This window comes from Paenibacillus sp. OK060, from assembly GCF_900101205.1.
GTDB classification, from domain to species: Bacteria; Bacillota; Bacilli; order Paenibacillales; family Paenibacillaceae; genus Paenibacillus; species Paenibacillus marchantiae.
On sequence record NZ_FNFR01000001.1, the window covers coordinates 1,067,201 to 1,083,325 of the forward strand.

Sequence of the window (16,125 nt, forward strand, 5' to 3'; positions counted from 1 at the left end):
ATAAACAAATTTATGTTTAATGTTCACTAATTAACGAAACGCGTTCAATTAACAATGGTAAGCTTTCTTATTCTGTCTATAATTATTAACAGATGTTCATTAATATATCAATATTTGTTTTTATACAAAAACAGGTCAAAACATAGATTTCATAACTAGAGTGGGGGATGAATGATGCAACGTTTATGGACAAAGTCATTTATTCTAATGACGCTGGGTTTGCTTTTTTTATTTACTGCATTTTATATGCTGTATCCCACACTGCCACTTTTCATTAAAGAGATGGGTGGCAATGAAAAACAGGTGGGCTTGGCTATGGGAGCTTTAATGTTATCTTCCGTCATCCTTCGTCCTTTTGTTGGTGGACTACTGGATCGATTCGGCAGACGTCCGTTTATGATCGGAGGGTTGATTTTATTTATATTGGCGATGTACATGTACAACTGGGTTGGTGGAATTATCATGCTGATTGGACTTCGTATCGTGCATGGAATGAGCTGGGCTGTATCCACAACTTCCATGATGACAGCTGTGACTGACATGATTCCATCGGCTCGGCGCGGGGAAGGTATGGGGTGTTTTAGCACCTCCATGACGCTGGCAATGGCGGTTGGCCCCATGATTGGTCTGGGGATTATGCAAGGCACATCATATCAGACGATGTTTCTCTTTGCTGTTGGTTTGTCCGTCGTGGCCCTGCTTTTGACGCTAGGAGCCAAAATGCCATTTCAACCACATACGGACAGAAAGAAAATCCAAATCTTCGAAAAATCAGTCCTGCCTGTGATGGCGCCAATCTTTTTTCTTTTCATTGCATATGGGGGAATTACTACATTTGTGCCCTTGTTTGCGGAGCAGATCAAAGTCAATTCCGGCACATTCTTTCTGGTCTATGCCGCGACACTTGCACTATCCCGGCCCATTGCGGGAAAGCTGTCCGATAAGAAAGGAGAGACAGCAGTCATTCTCCCGGCCCTTATCATTACGATCATTGCTTTGATTGTGCTTAGCTTTGCAACCAGTTTACTTGGCGTGCTCGCTTCAGCAGTTCTGTACGGGATCGGCTTTGGTTCCGCTCAGCCAGCTCTTCAGGCCATTACGCTCCGCCTTGCCCCCGAGGATCGGAAAGGGGCAGCCAATGCTTTCTTTTCAACGGCGACTGATCTCGGTATCGGACTGGGTGCGATGGTCTTGGGTCTGGTCTCTGAATACATGAGCTATCACATATTGTTTATGGTTAGTGCCTTGTCGGTCCTGGTTTCTTTTCTGCTTTTCATGATCTACGTAAGACGGTTGTTGAAAATCAAACAGACACTGCCTGCCAAAACGAGTGATTCCGTTTCATTGTAGTTGAATGGTAGTGTGTTAAATCAAATTTGTAGTATAATTTGTGCAGTTAAGAGCAGCAATTATTTCAGGATGCGGAGGCTTACTGCATGTTCATTAGAGAGATAGAAGAAAGAGATAATCAAGAAGTAGAGTCTCTGATTCGAAGTTGTTTGATCGAATTCGGGGCCAATAAATCTGGGACAGCGTGGGCTGATCCGAATCTGGGCGATTTTTATCATCTTTATCAACGCGAGGGCTCCAGGTATTGGGTGGTTGAGCATAACTCAACCGTTGTAGCTGGCTGCGGTATCGGACCCGTGGAGGGATTTTCACATATTTGTGAGTTGCAGAAGATGTATGCCTTAAAAGAAGCACGAGGCACCGGAATCTCATATGAATTGCTTCAGATTTCCCTTGATTTTGCCAAAGAACACTATGAACAATGTTATCTTGAGACGCTTAACAATATGGTTGCGGCCAACAAGTTCTATATCAAGAACGGTTTTATTCCTTTAGAAGAACCGTTAAATGCAACGGAGCATTTTGCTTGTGATGCATGGTATATCAAAACATTATAAATTCCACAACTCATGCTCAAAGAGCCTAGTTCAAGCGGCAGATTGCCGACGATGAATTAGGCTTTTTGAGCATTTTATATACCCATTTACGTTAAAGAAACGTCAAACAGAGCTGCTCTACAATGCGGTCAGGAGAGTTGCCGCGTACGTTTTTTTGAAACAGATACGAATCATTACTCATGGCAGTCAGAAGCATGTCCGTTTTGAACAAGCTGATGGCCTGCGATTCGTCGCTCTCTGTTGCCATCTCTTCGAATAATCCAAATAGCTGTTGATGCAATTGGTCATAAAGAGGACTTGAGGTTCTGGACTCTGATCCTTGATATACTGCATTCTCGATGCCCGAGAGCAGCTCCGCATTTTTCTCTCTAAACTGGATAAACAACGTCAGCAGACCCCGCAATCGCTCAGTTGGTGGATACTGTGCGTTTTCCTGCAAATATATCTCCACATCATCGAAGAACAGCGCTGCGTTATCTTTGATCAAGTCCATACATAACTCACTTTTATTGCGGTATCGGCGGTATAAGGTACCCGCTCCAATCTGCGCTTCGGAAGCGATCTGATTCATGCTGACCCGCTCCACGCCGTGCAGCTCGAATAATGTGCTAGCCACATCCAAGATACGTTGGCGATTCTCGGCAGCATCCCGTCGCTCCGAACGAGAGGTTGTATTGGTTTTATCCACTGTCTGTCACTTCCTATCCTTCAACGTCCAAAATTTGACAACGGGAGAACCCTCCGTTTAATATCAAGAAGAGGTTAAGCGGAGAGTTCTCCTTTTAATCTTAATCAAAACGAGAGGAATGTGCAACCCATGGAGAGTCATCATAACCAAGCTGCACTTCTGGTCATGGATATGCAGAACATCATTGTATCGCAATATGCGAAGCACGAGGATGCACTGTTCCCTTTTCAGAAAGCGATAGAAGCAGCTCGCAGACATAACGTACCTGTGATTTTTGTGAAGGTTGGTCATCGCCAGGATTCCCCTCCAATCAGTGAGCGCAACAAATTGTTTGGAAAAAAGTCGAGCCGTGGTGGAGAGAACGCAGCCAATCCGGCGATGAAAATGGCAATGGACATTCACGAATCGGTACAGCCGCTTCCAGGAGAGCACATTGTGGACAAGTTCCGCGGCAGTGGATTCTCAGGAAGCAACCTGGAAAACCTTCTTCAATCCCATGGCATTAATACACTTATTCTTAGCGGTATCGCAACAAGTGGAGTAGTGCTGTCTACCTTGTGTGAGGGGGCGGATAAGGATTACGCGCTGACTGTACTTTCTGATGCTTGTCTGGATAGGGACCCTGAAGTTCATCGAGTTCTCGTAGAGAGCGTATTCCCCAAACAAGCTGATGTGCTGACAGTAGATGATTGGATAAATTCATTAATGTAAACCAATAAAATGGTCGAAGCGAAGGGATGGTAATTATGAGTGAGTTAGATCTTAATGTTTCACAAAAAGCAGCACTGAGCCTGTTTAGTGGGGAAAGTGGTGAAAATCCGTTTTCACTGATCAAGCAATTGCGTGAAACAGGTCCTGTTATTCCAGTATCCTTGCCAATGGGTGGTACAAATCGCGGGCAGTGGTTGGTCACACGAATGGAAGAAGCGTCACAGGTACTCAAAGATCATGCCCACTTCACGGTAGACCCACTCTCCATCGACGGCAATGAGAATATTCTGAAAGCCTATGTGGAAAACGTAGATCCAGATGCTCCTCCAACGTTCTTTACCGGAAAATCAATGCTCTCTGTAGATGATCCTGATCATCGGAGATTACGTCGACTGGTCTCCAAAGCCTTTACCCCCAAATATATGGAAAGTCTTCGTCCACGTGTGCAGCAGATCGCTGATGAATTACTGGATCAGGTTCAATCCCAGGGTGAGATGGACTTGGTCAAGGACTACGCCTTTCCCTTACCGATTCATGTGATATCCGATATGCTGGGAGTACCTAAAGCAGATCGCCCGCAGATCCAGACCTGGTCCTCCGCGATTGCACACGGTCTGGGCCTCGGAGTGCGTGAACCGGGAGTGGAGGAACACCTCAAAGCCTTCGGTGACTATACCGCACAACTGGTAGCTGAGAAACGCAAACATCCTGCGGATGATTTGATCAGTCAATTGATTGCTATAGAAGAAGAGGGCGATCGACTCAGTGAACCAGAATTGCTATCCATGATTACGTTATTGATCTTTGCTGGCCATGAGACGACATCTAATCTGATTGCTACGGGTGCAATGATGTTATTAGATCATCCTGAACAATTGGAGAAGCTTAAGGCTGATCTTAGTCTGGCACCTTCTGCTGTTGAAGAATTGCTGCGTTTTAACGGGCCTGCAACCATTGCTGGACCTCGTTTTGCGACTCAGGATATAGAGCTGGCAGGGCAACAGATCAAAAAGGGAGATATGGTCATCCCCGTGCTGAAATCAGCCAATCGGGATGAACTTCAATTTGAACAGCCAGAGGATCTGGATGTTACACGTCATATTAATCGTCATCTGGCTTTTGGTCATGGCATTCATTCCTGCTTGGGAGCTCCACTTGCTCGTGTGGAGGGAGATATCGCCTTTACAACATTGTTAAGACGCATGCCTAATCTGCGACTTAATATTCCTCGGGAAAACATTGAGTGGCATTTGGCGCTAAGTTCGCAGAGCCTGGCTGCCTTACCTGTCGCATTTTAGCAGCAAGAGTTAGAGCTAGCTTCTATCGGCAAGAAAAAAATATATACCCAAAAAATCCGCCATGTTTGGCGGATTTCTTGGGTTAGGCTATAAGTTTTATGACGATAGGCAACACTCCAGGAATAAAGCTGTTTGATATTATGCTAGATCGATTACCACTTTAACGGTTTCTTTGGCTTCAATGGCCGTAGTAAAGGCTTCCTGAATATCATCCAGCTTATATACATGAGTGACCAGTGTGGACAGTTCTTCTTGGAAGCTGGTCAGATACTCCACCACCTTGCTAAAATCCTCGTGGGTGTAGCCACTGGAGCCTTTGATCTGAACTTCTTTGGACATGACCTGATGTAAACTGATCGGTACTTCGGATTTATACACGGCAATAATCGATATTTTGGCTTTAGGTTTGACGATCTTCATCATGTTCTCAAACAAAGCCGGAGCGCCTGCCGCATCAATAAATACATCGACATCCGGGACGTCAACACCGTATACATTCACAGAACCGTAATGTCCAATCAACCCTTCTTCAAGTGCAGTTTCACCTGTATTCACGGTTAGAGCCCCAAGTCCGGCAGCTTTAGCCAAGCGCCATTCGTCCATATCAACTACGCAGACATGTTTCATACCTTCAGCAATCAAACTGGCAGCGGCCAGCAAGCCGATCGGACCTGCACCCATCACGACAATGTGGTCTTCGGGCTCAGGGCTGGTACTGAAAGCGCCGTGTCGCCCAACACTCATTGGTTCAATCAGTGAAGCGACTTCTGCGGGTACCGTTTTACCCATTTTGTACAGGTTATAATCAAGCTCGGCGTCTTCTATTAATACATACTGGGAAAATCCGGAGCATTCCAGGGATTTGCGTCTTCCTGCTTTTTTGGCAGTGATGGGATTGATCCCGACGCGCATTCCGATTTCTATCATTGGAGAAACTTCTGAGCCAATTTCGACAATATCACCAACCATTTCATGTCCAAATTCTGAACCAAGGCTGATGCCCATGTCACCTTTGCCAGCCTTTACAATATTAATATCAGTGCCGCAGATGCCGGCCCGCACATTTCTGACCAGAACATCTCGGGGACCTACGACCGGGATTGATCTTTCTTCAACACGAATATCATTTTTACCATAATAGATGGCTGCTTTCATCATGACTTCACTCCTTATGACTGATTATCGTCCATTTGCTGATGCTGCCTATGAACGATTCGATAGGACAATCATGAAGTACGGATGTTTCCAAGTTGTTAGCAAGATGTTTGAGAGATATGAATTAAAATGATGAATTGAAAATAATAGAGCGGTGTGCACCGCCATAAACAATTTGTTAACAACTTTTTATTATAATGACCCCATTCAGTCAGCTGGAAAGGATGTTTTTTATATGATCCATATACTTGTTGTGGAAGACGATACCAAACTCAATCGAATTATTTGCACCTATCTATCGAATAATGGGTACGAGGCCAAAGGCTGCTTTAATCCACGTGAGGCATATGATTTGATGTATAACCAGATGTACGATCTTCTCATTTCCGATGTGATGATGCCAGAGATTGATGGCTTTGAATTTGCGGAGACCGTAAGAGGCATCAATAAGAACATTCCCATTCTTTTTATTACCGCCCGTGATGATATTTCCTCCAAACAAAGAGGTTTCCTTGCAGGCATCGACGATTACATGGTCAAACCGGTGGATCTGGACGAATTGGTTCTGCGTGTGGGTGCTCTCCTGCGGCGGGCCAATATCGCACATGAGAAGAAATTGATTGTAGGCAGTCTGCTGATGGACGCTAATGATATGACGACCACGGTGGATGCCAAAGAAATTCCTGTGACAGTCCGGGAATTCAACATTCTATATAAATTGTTATCTTATCCGAAACATACCTTCTCACGAGCTCAGCTTATGGATGAGTTCTGGGGTATCGAAAGTCAGACGAGCCTGCGTGCCGTGGACGTATATATTGTCAAACTTCGCGACAAGTTCTCCAGTTGTGAAGATTTCAAGATCATGACGGTACATGGTCTGGGTTATAAGGCCGTACTGCAATGAACAAGAAGCAGAAACCTGATGCACGAATCAAGTCCCATCTTTTTTCATGGAAAGAGTTCCTATTTACCTACCTTTTGCTGTCGATCCTGACGGCGGGTCAAGCGCTAATCTATGATGCGTATTTACCGGTGGAAGTTGTGCCGTGGCAATACATTTTCGGAATCTCGGGATATTGGAGCATTGTGAGTCTCATTTTTTGCCTGGTTACCGCACGACAAAGGTACAAAACGTTTGATAAGCCTATGCGAAAACTCAGTGAGGCTGCAAAGCAGGTGGCAGAAGGCGACTTCTCAGTATATCTCGAACCGATTCATAGAGCGGACAAGCTGAACTATGTGGATGTCATGTTTGAGGACTTTAACAAGATGGTGGAGGAATTGAACAGCATTGAGACGTTGAAAAACGACTTTATATCGAATGTATCCCATGAAATCAAGACACCGTTGTCGGTCATTCATGGCTACGCCACGGCCCTGCAGCAGGATGATTTGGAACCCGATCTTCGAAAGGAATATACGGATACTATTATTTCCTCTACCAATAAGCTGGCGACGCTCGTCGTCAACATCCTCAAGCTGAACAAGCTGGAGAACCAGGAGATTCTGCCTGCTGCCGAGCCGTATGATGTATGTAGGCAGCTAGTAGATTGCGCAATATATTTTGAAAATGCATGGGAAGAAAAAAATATTGAATTTGTGGTCGATATTGAGGATCGTGCGATGATTCATGCTGAAGAGAGTATGCTGGAAATCGTATGGCATAACCTGATTTCCAATGCGCTTAAATTCACACCCTCCGGTGGAACAATTACCTTGAAGCAGAGTTCGGATGAAGATACGATCACGGTTATGGTATCCGATACAGGCTGCGGGATGGATGAGGAAACGATGAGGCATATCTTTGATAAATTCTATCAGGGCGATGCTTCCCATCATGCGGAGGGGAACGGCTTGGGGCTTGCTCTTTCGCTCCGCGTTATTGAGCTGGTAGGAGGCGTTATATCCGTCAAAAGTGAACCTCACAAAGGCACGACATTTACAGTCCAATTACAAGTTAAACGTTGATATGCAATGCAGAAGGGCAGCCTGAATTCGATACAATCCGAATTCAGGCTGCCCTTATTAATATTTCGTTAACATTTCATAAGCAACTTATAAACAACTTACCGCTACGATAGGAACATCCAATACAGGATGAAGCAAAAAACTTGAAGGAGTGTTGAAAAACCATGAATGAACTAACTAAAAATGAACATAACTTTGTAGGCTATGAATACAAGGACATTACGGTAAAAAAGGACTCCGAGTCCGTTTATGCCGATGGCTATACCCATTTTGGCTGGAAGTTGGAAGGCACCTCGACGCCCTTTCAGAATGTGGGTTCCGTAACAATGAAATTCAAGCGTGATCGCAAAATCCGCAATAAGGCGGAGCTGACTCGTCTTCAGCGCCAGTTTGAAGCCTGTGTGACCGACATTGAAACGTTGGAACGTTCAAAGTTGACGAGTGCTTCTATCGTTGCCTATGGAATCGGTCTCGTAGGAACGGCATGTATGGCTGGCTCCGTATTTGCCTATCTTGACAACATGCTGCCACTGTCTGTCATTCTTGCCATTCCCGGTTTTGCGGGCTGGATCATTCCGTATTTTAGTTTCAGTGGTATTCGGCGTAAAAAGACAGATAAAGTAACCCCTTTTATTGACAAGAAGTATGACGAAATCTATGAAGTGTGCGAGAAGGCCAATGGTTTGCTGGCTAAGTAAGAAAAATGCATTCGGAAAGGAAGATAGATATTAAGGCAATCTTTGTTCAGTACCTCGAAAACAAGCAAGATCGAGCTGCCATGTCTAACGCTGCCTCTCTTGTCATCAACGCTTTGATCGGCATAGGCAAGTTAATCCTTGGTTTATATCTCCTTTCCGGATGGTTTATTACGAATGCGGTATATTATCTGATCCTTTGTGTTGCCAAAGCACAAGTGCTCCATCAATATAACGTAGCCAAAAGAATCGAATCCCCGCAGGAAAGGGTTGTATTGGAGATTCAAGTGTATAAACGCGGAGGAATTCTGCTGTGTATACTGGGCGTTTCCTATCTGTTGGTTTGTCTAAGAATGTATTTGCTTGGTGAAGCTTTTGTATTTAAAGGTTATATCGTGTACCTTGTAGCCGCCGTTGCTTTTACCAAGCTGGCTTTTGGTATTTCCGGAACAATCGCTAATCGGCATCTGAAAAATCCCTTGATCTCCACATTGAAATTGATTAACTTTACCGATGCCATGGTATCCATTGTTGTCACTCAAGCCACGTTGCTGACGATGGAAGGCTCACCTCATGCAATAAACACGAGTGCCTGCTTTGGCATGGGGTGCAGTGTGATGTTTTGTTTTATCGGGGTACGGATGATGCTCCATAAGAAAAAAGAGCCTGTAACGGAGGGATGAACATGGAACTATGGTATGTAATCCTGCTTAACATCTGTCTAATCCTGATAAAAATCATCAAAGAGAAGTTCACAAGTCGCTGAGGGGGAACAAACCATGACCATCATGGACAACAGCTTTTTTAGAAACAATACAACTAAAATAAACAACATTATCATCACGATTTTATGGTTAACACTGCTATCATTCTGTTTCTTCATTGCCAGCAATGAGGTTCAACTCGAAGTCGTGTGCTCCCTGTTAATTGAGCTGTCTATTGCCACCGTATTAATTATTCGCAAAAAACCAGTCTTGACGATGGTCGTTCTGATGATTGCCATACTGACCTGTACGACACCATATATTGAATCACCTGCTGCCGGCATGCTCATTATGGTTGTTCTCTGTGTGATTTCTCTTTATTTGAATAGAGTTCTGCTATACGGGTTTGGGGCAATGTACAACATTGCTTATATAGTGATGTATTATTCAGGCCATCAGCAATATGATTCGACTTTTTTCATGACGATTGGGTTCATCGAACTGACGATCGTTGCTCTATATTTTGTATGTAAACGCGGCAGAGATCTGATTCAGGTTGCTCTTAACAAGGAAGCGGAAGCAAGAGAGCTTGTGACGGCACTGGATACTATGGTAGGGGTCATTCGTGAGAACACATCCATGCTGAACACGGATATTGCGAGCTGCAATAATGATATTCGTATGTTGAAAAATATGAGCAATACGATAACCACGAATATTCAGGAAGTGACGGAAGGCATACGCGATCAATCCGGGAGCATTGGACATATTAGTGAAGAGGTAAACAAGGCTGATGGGAAAATGTCCGAAATCTATCAAATGTCACATCGGCTCGCCGACATCTCAGAACAAAATGGTCTGGTTGTTCGCCAAAGCTCGGATCGAATTATTCAAATGGGCAATCAGATGGCTATTATTAATGCCACAGTTACAGAGTCAATGACGACCGTTGAGGAATTGAACAAAAGCATGGATGAAGTGAATACCTTCCTAACAGCCATCAACCAAATCTCTGATCAGACCAACCTGCTGGCCTTAAACGCAAATATTGAAGCCTCCAGAGCAGGGGAAGCAGGAGCGGGGTTTGCCGTCGTAGCCAACGAGGTCAAAAAGCTCGCGCAGGAATGTTCCAACACGGTTAAACAAATCGACGAAATCATTCATAATATCAAGCGGAAGACACAGCTTGTGGTTGAAAAAGCGACGAACGGAAGTGAAGCAGTGCAAGAAGGTAAAGCCATCTCTATTCAGGTACTTGAAAGCTTTGACAATATCAAGTCTACATTTGAGCATATTGATCAATACATAGCGAAGGAATTGGATATGACGGATCAGATGAGCCTAATCTTTAATCGAGTTCGTCAACAAGTGGATCATATTTCTAATATCTCGCATAAGCATGCTGCAGCGACTGAAGACGTCCTGGTAACAACTCAGGAGCAGAAAAGCAATATGGACGTCATCTACGAATTCATGGGCAAAATCAACCATTCCAGTATCCGTTTGCAGGATCTGATTGCGAAAAACACGAAATAATCCCTCACAAGATATCGACGTATGAATAGTTAAAAACAATGGAGGTTATATGATGAATCATCATCAACAACTCAAAATGGTACAACAATTACGTGAAAATGTCGTAGGTACAGGCTCGGCACTTCAGCCAAGCTCGAGTTTTTCTGTAGGAACGGAAGAAGTGATCATTCCAACTAGGACAGGGGGTACTCGGGTACTGGTGTACAGACCTGACTCTGATCTGTCTACTCCACTATCTGTATATATCAATTTGCATGGTGGAGGTTTTATCTTCGGAAAAGCAGAGATGGATGATCCCTGGTGCCGCCTGATTGCCGATCAAGCGGGCTGTGTGGTCATAAATGTGGATTACCGTCTTGCTCCTGAGCATAAGTTTCCAACTGCTGTGTATGAGTGTTACGATGTATTAACATGGGTTCATGAACATCCGGAGCAGTTCTCCCCCCATGCCGACCTTATGGCCATCGGAGGGCATAGTGCGGGTGGAAACTTGGCGGCAGCAGTATGTTTACTCAATCAACAGCAGGGGACGGGAATTCCGATTGTACTGCAAATTCTTGATTATGCACCGCTGGATTTAGTTACTGATCCAGCGGAGAAGCAAAGCTTCGAAGAAGCGATTCCGGCGGAAATAGCCAAAACCTTTAACGCCATGTATGTTGAAACGGCAAAAGACGCTCACAATCCGCTCGCTTCGCCTGTAATGGCAGAATCACTTGAGGGTCTTCCAGAAGCGTTGATCATTACAGCAGAAAAAGATTCACTTGCAGCAGAAGGAAGAAGCTATGCAGAACGGTTAAAACAAGCCGGTGTGAAGGTTTTTCATAAGGAATACGAGGGTGCACCTCATGGGTTCACGCATTTTGGTGATCTGGCTGTTGCAGAAGAAGCCTGGCACCTGATGAGTGATAAATTGAAAGAGGCATTTTCAACTGCGAAAAAAGGTTAAATATAACGTTAAGTTTAAAATATAATGGATTACTATCATTCCCTTATCGCAGACAAGCGAAAAGAGGCATCGGATACGATGTTCTTTATCTTGCTGATATAAGGGATTTTCATATTGGTTTGCGCACATTACCCGGAAATTGTATGAAAAACGAAGAAGAATGATGAAGTAAAAAGCAATTTGATACAAAATAAATGATTTGTTACAATATTATCGACTGAATTAAACTTTACGTTTAAATTTCCTGTTTCATAAATACATAAGAGGTGGTGAACGAATGCTTGAGCTGAGTTTTGATAATCCGGATGAACTGGTCACGGTCACGCATGCGTTATCGACTCGATCCAGAGTGGATATTCTCCGACTATTGATCTCCCAAAACCTGAATATCGTTGAAATCGCGGAAGCTCTCAAACTTCCCGTATCCACAGTAGCCAGCAACATCAAGGTTTTGGAAGCAGCAAGGCTGATTAATACCGAACTGCTGCCTGCCTCTCGCGGGGCGATGAAGGTATGCAGCCGCAATTACGATGATATTCATATTGCTCTTAATCTGGAGAAAGCAATACCCAAAGGCGACATTCAGGTATACGAAGTGGATATGCCTATCGGTCATTATAGTGATTGTGAAGTGTCACCCACTTGCGGCATGGCGAATGGCGAGGGCATGATTATTCGTGAGGATGAACCCGCCAGCTTTTATCATCCGAAGCATGTCGGAGCGCAGATTATGTGGTTTCGTAAGGGATATGTCGAATATTTGATGCCACTGGAGATTCCGGCAGAAGCGGTAATCGAATCGCTGGAACTGTCCATGGAAATATGTTCTGAAGCGCCAAACTATGATCATAATTGGCCTTCCGATATCTCCGTATGGATTAACGGTGTGGAAATTGGTATGTGGACATGTCCTGGTGACTTTGGAGATCGGCGCGGAAAGCTCAACCCGGCGTGGTGGTTTGAATGGTCAACACAGTATGGTTTATTAAAGACATGGCGGGTGGACAAAAATAAGACGACGCTGGATATGGAGAGAATTTCAGCAGTGGATCTGGCTCAGCTTAACCTTCAAAACAGCCATAAGTTAAGGGTGCGGATCGGTATGAAGCCGGATGCGGTTCATCAAGGAGGTGTAAATCTCTTTGGGAGACAATTTGGAGATTATGACCAAAATATCAAGATGACTGTACATTATGCTGTTCATTAGAATGAGATGAGGAAGAAAGGCCTTGGTTGCAGATATTATGTAACTAAGGTCTTTTTTTATTTAATAATTACACTAAGTATGTTTGAAAGCGTTGACAAGTGATAATTACCCTTATATAATCCCCTATAGATACAGTAATAATGTAATAAAACAATTATATCGTTTGTATCTACAAATTAGAGTAAAGGGGATACTCGCATGAAAAAAAAGATCGGCAGGTTAGCACTGACATTATTACTCTCATTCTCAACCGTGTTAAGTGCATGTAGCGGAGGCAGTAATGAGGCGGGTGAGAATGGCTCTGGTGATGGAAAAGTGACATTGTCATTCTGGACATTGTTCGATGGTGGTGATGGCGCAAACATGCAGACATTAGTCGATGAATTCAACAAAACCCATCCGGACATTGAAGTGAAGAATACCAAATTGGCCTGGGGCGAGTATTATACGAAGCTCGTTACTGCTGTTGGTAACGGTAATGGACCGGACATTGGGATTTCCCATTCCTCCAGACTGCCCGATCTGATCAATCAGGGGGTTGTCACAGAGCTTGATACTCCGGCTACGGATGCAGGTGTAGATTGGAGCACCTATAACCAGAATCTCTTGGATGCGGTTACTGTAGAAGGTCAACATTATGCAGTCCCCATTGACACACATCCCTTTATCATGTTCTACAACAAAAAACTGCTAAAAGATGCAGGCTTGCTTGGTGAAGACGGAAAACCGATTCTGGAGCAATCGGCTGACGGGTTTTTGAGTTTCCTTCAAACTTTAAAGGAGAAGTTGCCTGCCAAAACGACCCCGTTTGCATTGTCCAATAATAATGATGACCCTTACCGCTTGTGGTGGTCGCTGTACTCCCAGTTGGGTGGTAACGACGTGGTGTCGGATGATCTGAAGTCCGCAGCCATTGATAAAGAGAAAGGCATCAAAGCCGCTGACTATATCCAGAAGCTTTATACCGAAGGCTATATCAAGAAGAATGATCCGGACTTCTATAAAAATTTTCAAAGTGGAACAGCCGCTATTATTATGACAGGGGTCTGGACGACAGGAACGTGGGAATCCACCAAAGGACTTGAGTTTGGTGCTATGCCAATTCCAAAATTCTACGACCAGGAAGCAACATGGGGAGATTCTCATACCATAGTTTTGCCACTGACTAAGGATGAGGATCCGGCTAAACGCAAAGCAGCGATGACTTTCGCCGACTGGGTTGCTGACAATGGTCAGGTGTGGGCGAAAGCCGGACATATTCCATCCAAGCCATCCGTGCTGGAAAAACAGGAATTCAAGGATCTGCCATACCGCAGTGATTATTCCGAAGTTGCGAGTGTAGTTAAATTCAGCAAACATTCCACCAAAAATGCACAAATCCGCGATGAAGCTGCCTTTAAATTTTTGAATGAAGTATGGATGAACAAAATGACTCCTGCGGATGCCATGAACAACATGGAGACAGCCATTCAGAAAATACTGAGCGAATAGAAGGAAGACGGGTCACGCAAGCCTGCGTAATCACCATCTCTAGACAAGAAATCGCCGGCTTGCGTGCCAATCAAAGGGGAGACGCATATGAAGATCAAAAAAATGAGAGCGGATATGCAAGCGCTGGTATTTCTGCTTCCATTCTTAATTATTTATGGTTTATTTACGATCTGGCCCATGATTAAAGGTGTGGAGATGACCTTCTACAAATGGACGTTGATCAAGAAAATGGATTTTGTTGGCCTGGATAACTTCCGAAAAGTTTTTCAGGACAGAGAGGTTTGGGAAGCGATCTGGCATTCAACCTTCTTTGTTTTCTTGAGTACACCGACCATGATTATACTCGCGATTCTGCTGGCTTTGATTGCCAACCGAAAATCGTCTTTACAAAAGTTCTACCGCATCATCTTCTTTATACCAAGCGTACTCTCCGTTGCCGTCGCAGCTTATCTGGGTTTATTCGTATTTCAGCCTTATACGGGATTCGTCAATTCCGTCCTTCATCTTGTCAGGTTATTGCCTCAAAATTCCGAAATATTCTGGCTGACGGAAACGGGGCTCGCCTGGGTCGTTATTACCGTAATTACCTTGTGGTGGACAGTCGGATTTAACTTTATTTTGTATCTTTCCGCCATGCAGGAAATACCGGATGAAATTTATGAAGCAGCAAGGCTGGATGGTGCGAGTGATACACAAATATTTTGGAGGATTACTCTTCCTTATCTGAAGCCACTGACCAAAACCATTACCATGTTGCAGATTATCGCTTCCTACAAGGTCTTTATGCAGATTTATGTCATTACAGGCGGGGGACCGCTGGATCAGACACGTCCGATTATTCAGTTAATCTATCAGACCGGATTCAAGAACAATAACCTGGGCTATGCCGCAACGATGTCCTATATTTTATTCGTGATCCTGCTGGTGCTGTCGGCGCTGCAATACTGGATGACTAACCGGAAAGGGGCGGAATACTGATGAAATGGTTATATCGCACAGGTTCTGCGTTGATGGCGGTTATGTTTGCGGCCCCACTTGTGTGGATGCTGATGGTCTCCATCAAAGAAGAAGGCATGAAGATTATTACGGTCCTGGACTGGTTTAAACCGCCATATTCACTTGCCGTCTATAACGAAATTCTGACAACGACAAAGCTGTCACAGTGGGTGGTTAACAGTCTGTTCGTCGCTGTAGTTGTAACAGTACTGACTGTGATTTTCGCTGCCATGGCTGGATTTGCCCTGTCCAAAGTACCGTTTCGTTTCCGTACATTTGTTTTCTTCTTCATTCTTGGCGGATTGCTGATTCCGGGTGAAGCAACCATTATTCCGCTCTATCAGGTAGCCAAGGATTTGCATTTGCTGAACTCATACAGTGGGTTGATTATTCCTGCTTTGGCTTCACCAGTAGCTGTCATAGTGCTCAAAAGCTTCTTCGACGGGGTTCCCAATGATCTGCTGGAGAGTGTGCAAATTGACGGGGGAGGCTTTTGGCGAATCTTTACCAGCATCATGCTGCCTTTGACACGTCCGGCCATGGCATCGATGGCGATTCTGACATTTATCGGTTCGTGGAACAATTTCTTATGGCCATTCCTTTCCATAACCGATGATAATCTGTTTACGCTGCCAATGGGTATCCCAACGCTAATGGGTCAGTATTCAGAAGATTACGTCAAACCGATGGTTATCAATGCAGTGGCCTCTGTTCCCATCATTATATTGTTTATCATTTTTGAGAAACAGATTGTTAAAGGCATCAGCATGTCCGGTATTAAGGGTTAACACTTTTTCAGGCCTATGAGCCAAATACA

16 protein-coding genes are annotated in these 16,125 nt (G+C 44.3%); 14 read left to right on the top strand and 2 right to left on the bottom strand.

Features of this window, described 5'->3' with window-relative positions; translation table 11 throughout:
* Positions 1-174: 174 nt before the first annotated feature.
* Entirely contained in the window at positions 175-1,350 is a 1,176-nt protein-coding gene (locus BLS14_RS04680) for an MFS transporter (RefSeq protein ID WP_090949777.1), read from the top strand.
* A gap of 86 nt (positions 1,351-1,436) precedes the next feature.
* Positions 1,437-1,907: a GNAT family N-acetyltransferase gene (locus tag BLS14_RS04685; RefSeq protein WP_072732766.1), complete on the top strand. Its 471-nt coding sequence runs from the start codon at positions 1,437-1,439 to the stop codon at positions 1,905-1,907.
* A 91-nt stretch (positions 1,908-1,998) separates the two neighbouring features.
* Here BLS14_RS04685 and BLS14_RS04690 read toward each other — a convergent pair whose 3' ends face one another.
* Entirely contained in the window at positions 1,999-2,595 is a 597-nt protein-coding gene (locus BLS14_RS04690) for a TetR/AcrR family transcriptional regulator (RefSeq protein ID WP_064638562.1), read from the bottom strand.
* Between the two features lie 129 nt (positions 2,596-2,724).
* Here BLS14_RS04690 and BLS14_RS04695 point away from each other — a divergent pair, with 129 nt between their 5' ends.
* The gene (locus BLS14_RS04695; RefSeq protein ID WP_090949779.1) at positions 2,725-3,306 is read left to right on the top strand and encodes a cysteine hydrolase family protein; all 582 of its coding nucleotides are present in this window, start codon (positions 2,725-2,727) and stop codon (positions 3,304-3,306) included.
* Between the two features lie 35 nt (positions 3,307-3,341).
* Positions 3,342-4,604: a cytochrome P450 family protein gene (locus BLS14_RS04700; protein ID WP_090949782.1), complete on the top strand. Its 1,263-nt coding sequence runs from the start codon at positions 3,342-3,344 to the stop codon at positions 4,602-4,604.
* Between the two features lie 138 nt (positions 4,605-4,742).
* Here the strand turns inward: BLS14_RS04700 and BLS14_RS04705 are convergent, their stop codons facing one another.
* Positions 4,743-5,762: a zinc-dependent alcohol dehydrogenase gene (locus tag BLS14_RS04705; RefSeq protein WP_244552067.1), complete on the bottom strand. Its 1,020-nt coding sequence runs from the start codon at positions 5,760-5,762 to the stop codon at positions 4,743-4,745.
* 232 nt (positions 5,763-5,994) lie between these two features.
* Here BLS14_RS04705 and BLS14_RS04710 point away from each other — a divergent pair, with 232 nt between their 5' ends.
* The 10 genes from BLS14_RS04710 to BLS14_RS04755 all read left to right on the top strand — a co-directional run bounded on the left by BLS14_RS04710 (position 5,995) and on the right by BLS14_RS04755 (position 16,096).
* Positions 5,995-6,666, top strand: coding sequence for a response regulator transcription factor (locus tag BLS14_RS04710; protein WP_090949785.1), 672 nt, complete (start codon positions 5,995-5,997; stop codon positions 6,664-6,666).
* Positions 6,663-7,730, top strand: coding sequence for a HAMP domain-containing sensor histidine kinase (locus tag BLS14_RS04715; RefSeq protein ID WP_072732771.1), 1,068 nt, complete (start codon positions 6,663-6,665; stop codon positions 7,728-7,730). The genes BLS14_RS04710 and BLS14_RS04715 overlap by 4 nt, the downstream gene beginning before the upstream one ends.
* A gap of 164 nt (positions 7,731-7,894) precedes the next feature.
* Positions 7,895-8,428 (top strand): hypothetical protein, encoded by a 534-nt coding sequence (locus tag BLS14_RS04720; RefSeq protein ID WP_090949788.1) that lies wholly within the window; start codon positions 7,895-7,897, stop codon positions 8,426-8,428.
* A gap of 5 nt (positions 8,429-8,433) precedes the next feature.
* A complete protein-coding gene (locus BLS14_RS04725; protein WP_090949790.1) occupies positions 8,434-9,108 on the top strand; it encodes a hypothetical protein in 675 nt (224 codons plus the stop codon).
* Between the two features lie 96 nt (positions 9,109-9,204).
* Positions 9,205-10,665 carry a methyl-accepting chemotaxis protein gene (locus tag BLS14_RS04730; protein ID WP_256336143.1) on the top strand — a complete coding sequence of 487 codons (1,461 nt, stop codon included), beginning with the start codon at positions 9,205-9,207 and terminating at the stop codon, positions 10,663-10,665.
* Between the two features lie 52 nt (positions 10,666-10,717).
* Positions 10,718-11,614, top strand: a complete 897-nt coding sequence (locus BLS14_RS04735; RefSeq protein ID WP_090949792.1) for an alpha/beta hydrolase — start codon at positions 10,718-10,720, stop codon at positions 11,612-11,614.
* 277 nt (positions 11,615-11,891) lie between these two features.
* A complete protein-coding gene (locus tag BLS14_RS04740; protein ID WP_090949794.1) occupies positions 11,892-12,821 on the top strand; it encodes an ArsR/SmtB family transcription factor in 930 nt (309 codons plus the stop codon).
* Positions 12,822-13,019: 198 nt separating this feature from the next.
* Positions 13,020-14,312 (top strand): ABC transporter substrate-binding protein, encoded by a 1,293-nt coding sequence (locus BLS14_RS04745; protein WP_090949796.1) that lies wholly within the window; start codon positions 13,020-13,022, stop codon positions 14,310-14,312.
* Between the two features lie 87 nt (positions 14,313-14,399).
* Complete coding sequence (locus BLS14_RS04750) at positions 14,400-15,290, top strand: carbohydrate ABC transporter permease (protein ID WP_076288454.1); 891 nt, start codon at positions 14,400-14,402, stop codon at positions 15,288-15,290.
* Positions 15,290-16,096, top strand: coding sequence for a carbohydrate ABC transporter permease (locus tag BLS14_RS04755; RefSeq protein ID WP_062318999.1), 807 nt, complete (start codon positions 15,290-15,292; stop codon positions 16,094-16,096). Before BLS14_RS04750 ends, BLS14_RS04755 begins: the two co-directional genes overlap by 1 nt.
* Positions 16,097-16,125 lie beyond the last annotated feature (29 nt).

Excerpts from the sequence above, each read along its gene's own strand:
- BLS14_RS04715 (WP_072732771.1), top strand. The coding sequence starts at position 6,663 with ATGAACAAGAAGCAGAAACCTGATGCACGAATCAAGTCCCATCTTTTT.
- BLS14_RS04745 (WP_090949796.1), top strand. The coding sequence starts at position 13,020 with ATGAAAAAAAAGATCGGCAGGTTAGCACTGACATTATTACTCTCATTC.
- BLS14_RS04750 (WP_076288454.1), top strand. The coding sequence starts at position 14,400 with ATGAAGATCAAAAAAATGAGAGCGGATATGCAAGCGCTGGTATTTCTG.
- BLS14_RS04710 (WP_090949785.1), top strand. The coding sequence starts at position 5,995 with ATGATCCATATACTTGTTGTGGAAGACGATACCAAACTCAATCGAATT.
- BLS14_RS04740 (WP_090949794.1), top strand. The coding sequence starts at position 11,892 with ATGCTTGAGCTGAGTTTTGATAATCCGGATGAACTGGTCACGGTCACG.
- BLS14_RS04680 (WP_090949777.1), top strand. The coding sequence starts at position 175 with ATGCAACGTTTATGGACAAAGTCATTTATTCTAATGACGCTGGGTTTG.
- BLS14_RS04755 (WP_062318999.1), top strand. The coding sequence starts at position 15,290 with ATGAAATGGTTATATCGCACAGGTTCTGCGTTGATGGCGGTTATGTTT.
- BLS14_RS04705 (WP_244552067.1), bottom strand. The coding sequence starts at position 5,762 with ATGATGAAAGCAGCCATCTATTATGGTAAAAATGATATTCGTGTTGAA.
- BLS14_RS04725 (WP_090949790.1), top strand. The coding sequence starts at position 8,434 with ATGCATTCGGAAAGGAAGATAGATATTAAGGCAATCTTTGTTCAGTAC.
- BLS14_RS04730 (WP_256336143.1), top strand. The coding sequence starts at position 9,205 with ATGACCATCATGGACAACAGCTTTTTTAGAAACAATACAACTAAAATA.
- BLS14_RS04685 (WP_072732766.1), top strand. The coding sequence starts at position 1,437 with ATGTTCATTAGAGAGATAGAAGAAAGAGATAATCAAGAAGTAGAGTCT.
- BLS14_RS04735 (WP_090949792.1), top strand. The coding sequence starts at position 10,718 with ATGAATCATCATCAACAACTCAAAATGGTACAACAATTACGTGAAAAT.
- BLS14_RS04720 (WP_090949788.1), top strand. The coding sequence starts at position 7,895 with ATGAATGAACTAACTAAAAATGAACATAACTTTGTAGGCTATGAATAC.
- BLS14_RS04695 (WP_090949779.1), top strand. The coding sequence starts at position 2,725 with ATGGAGAGTCATCATAACCAAGCTGCACTTCTGGTCATGGATATGCAG.
- BLS14_RS04700 (WP_090949782.1), top strand. The coding sequence starts at position 3,342 with ATGAGTGAGTTAGATCTTAATGTTTCACAAAAAGCAGCACTGAGCCTG.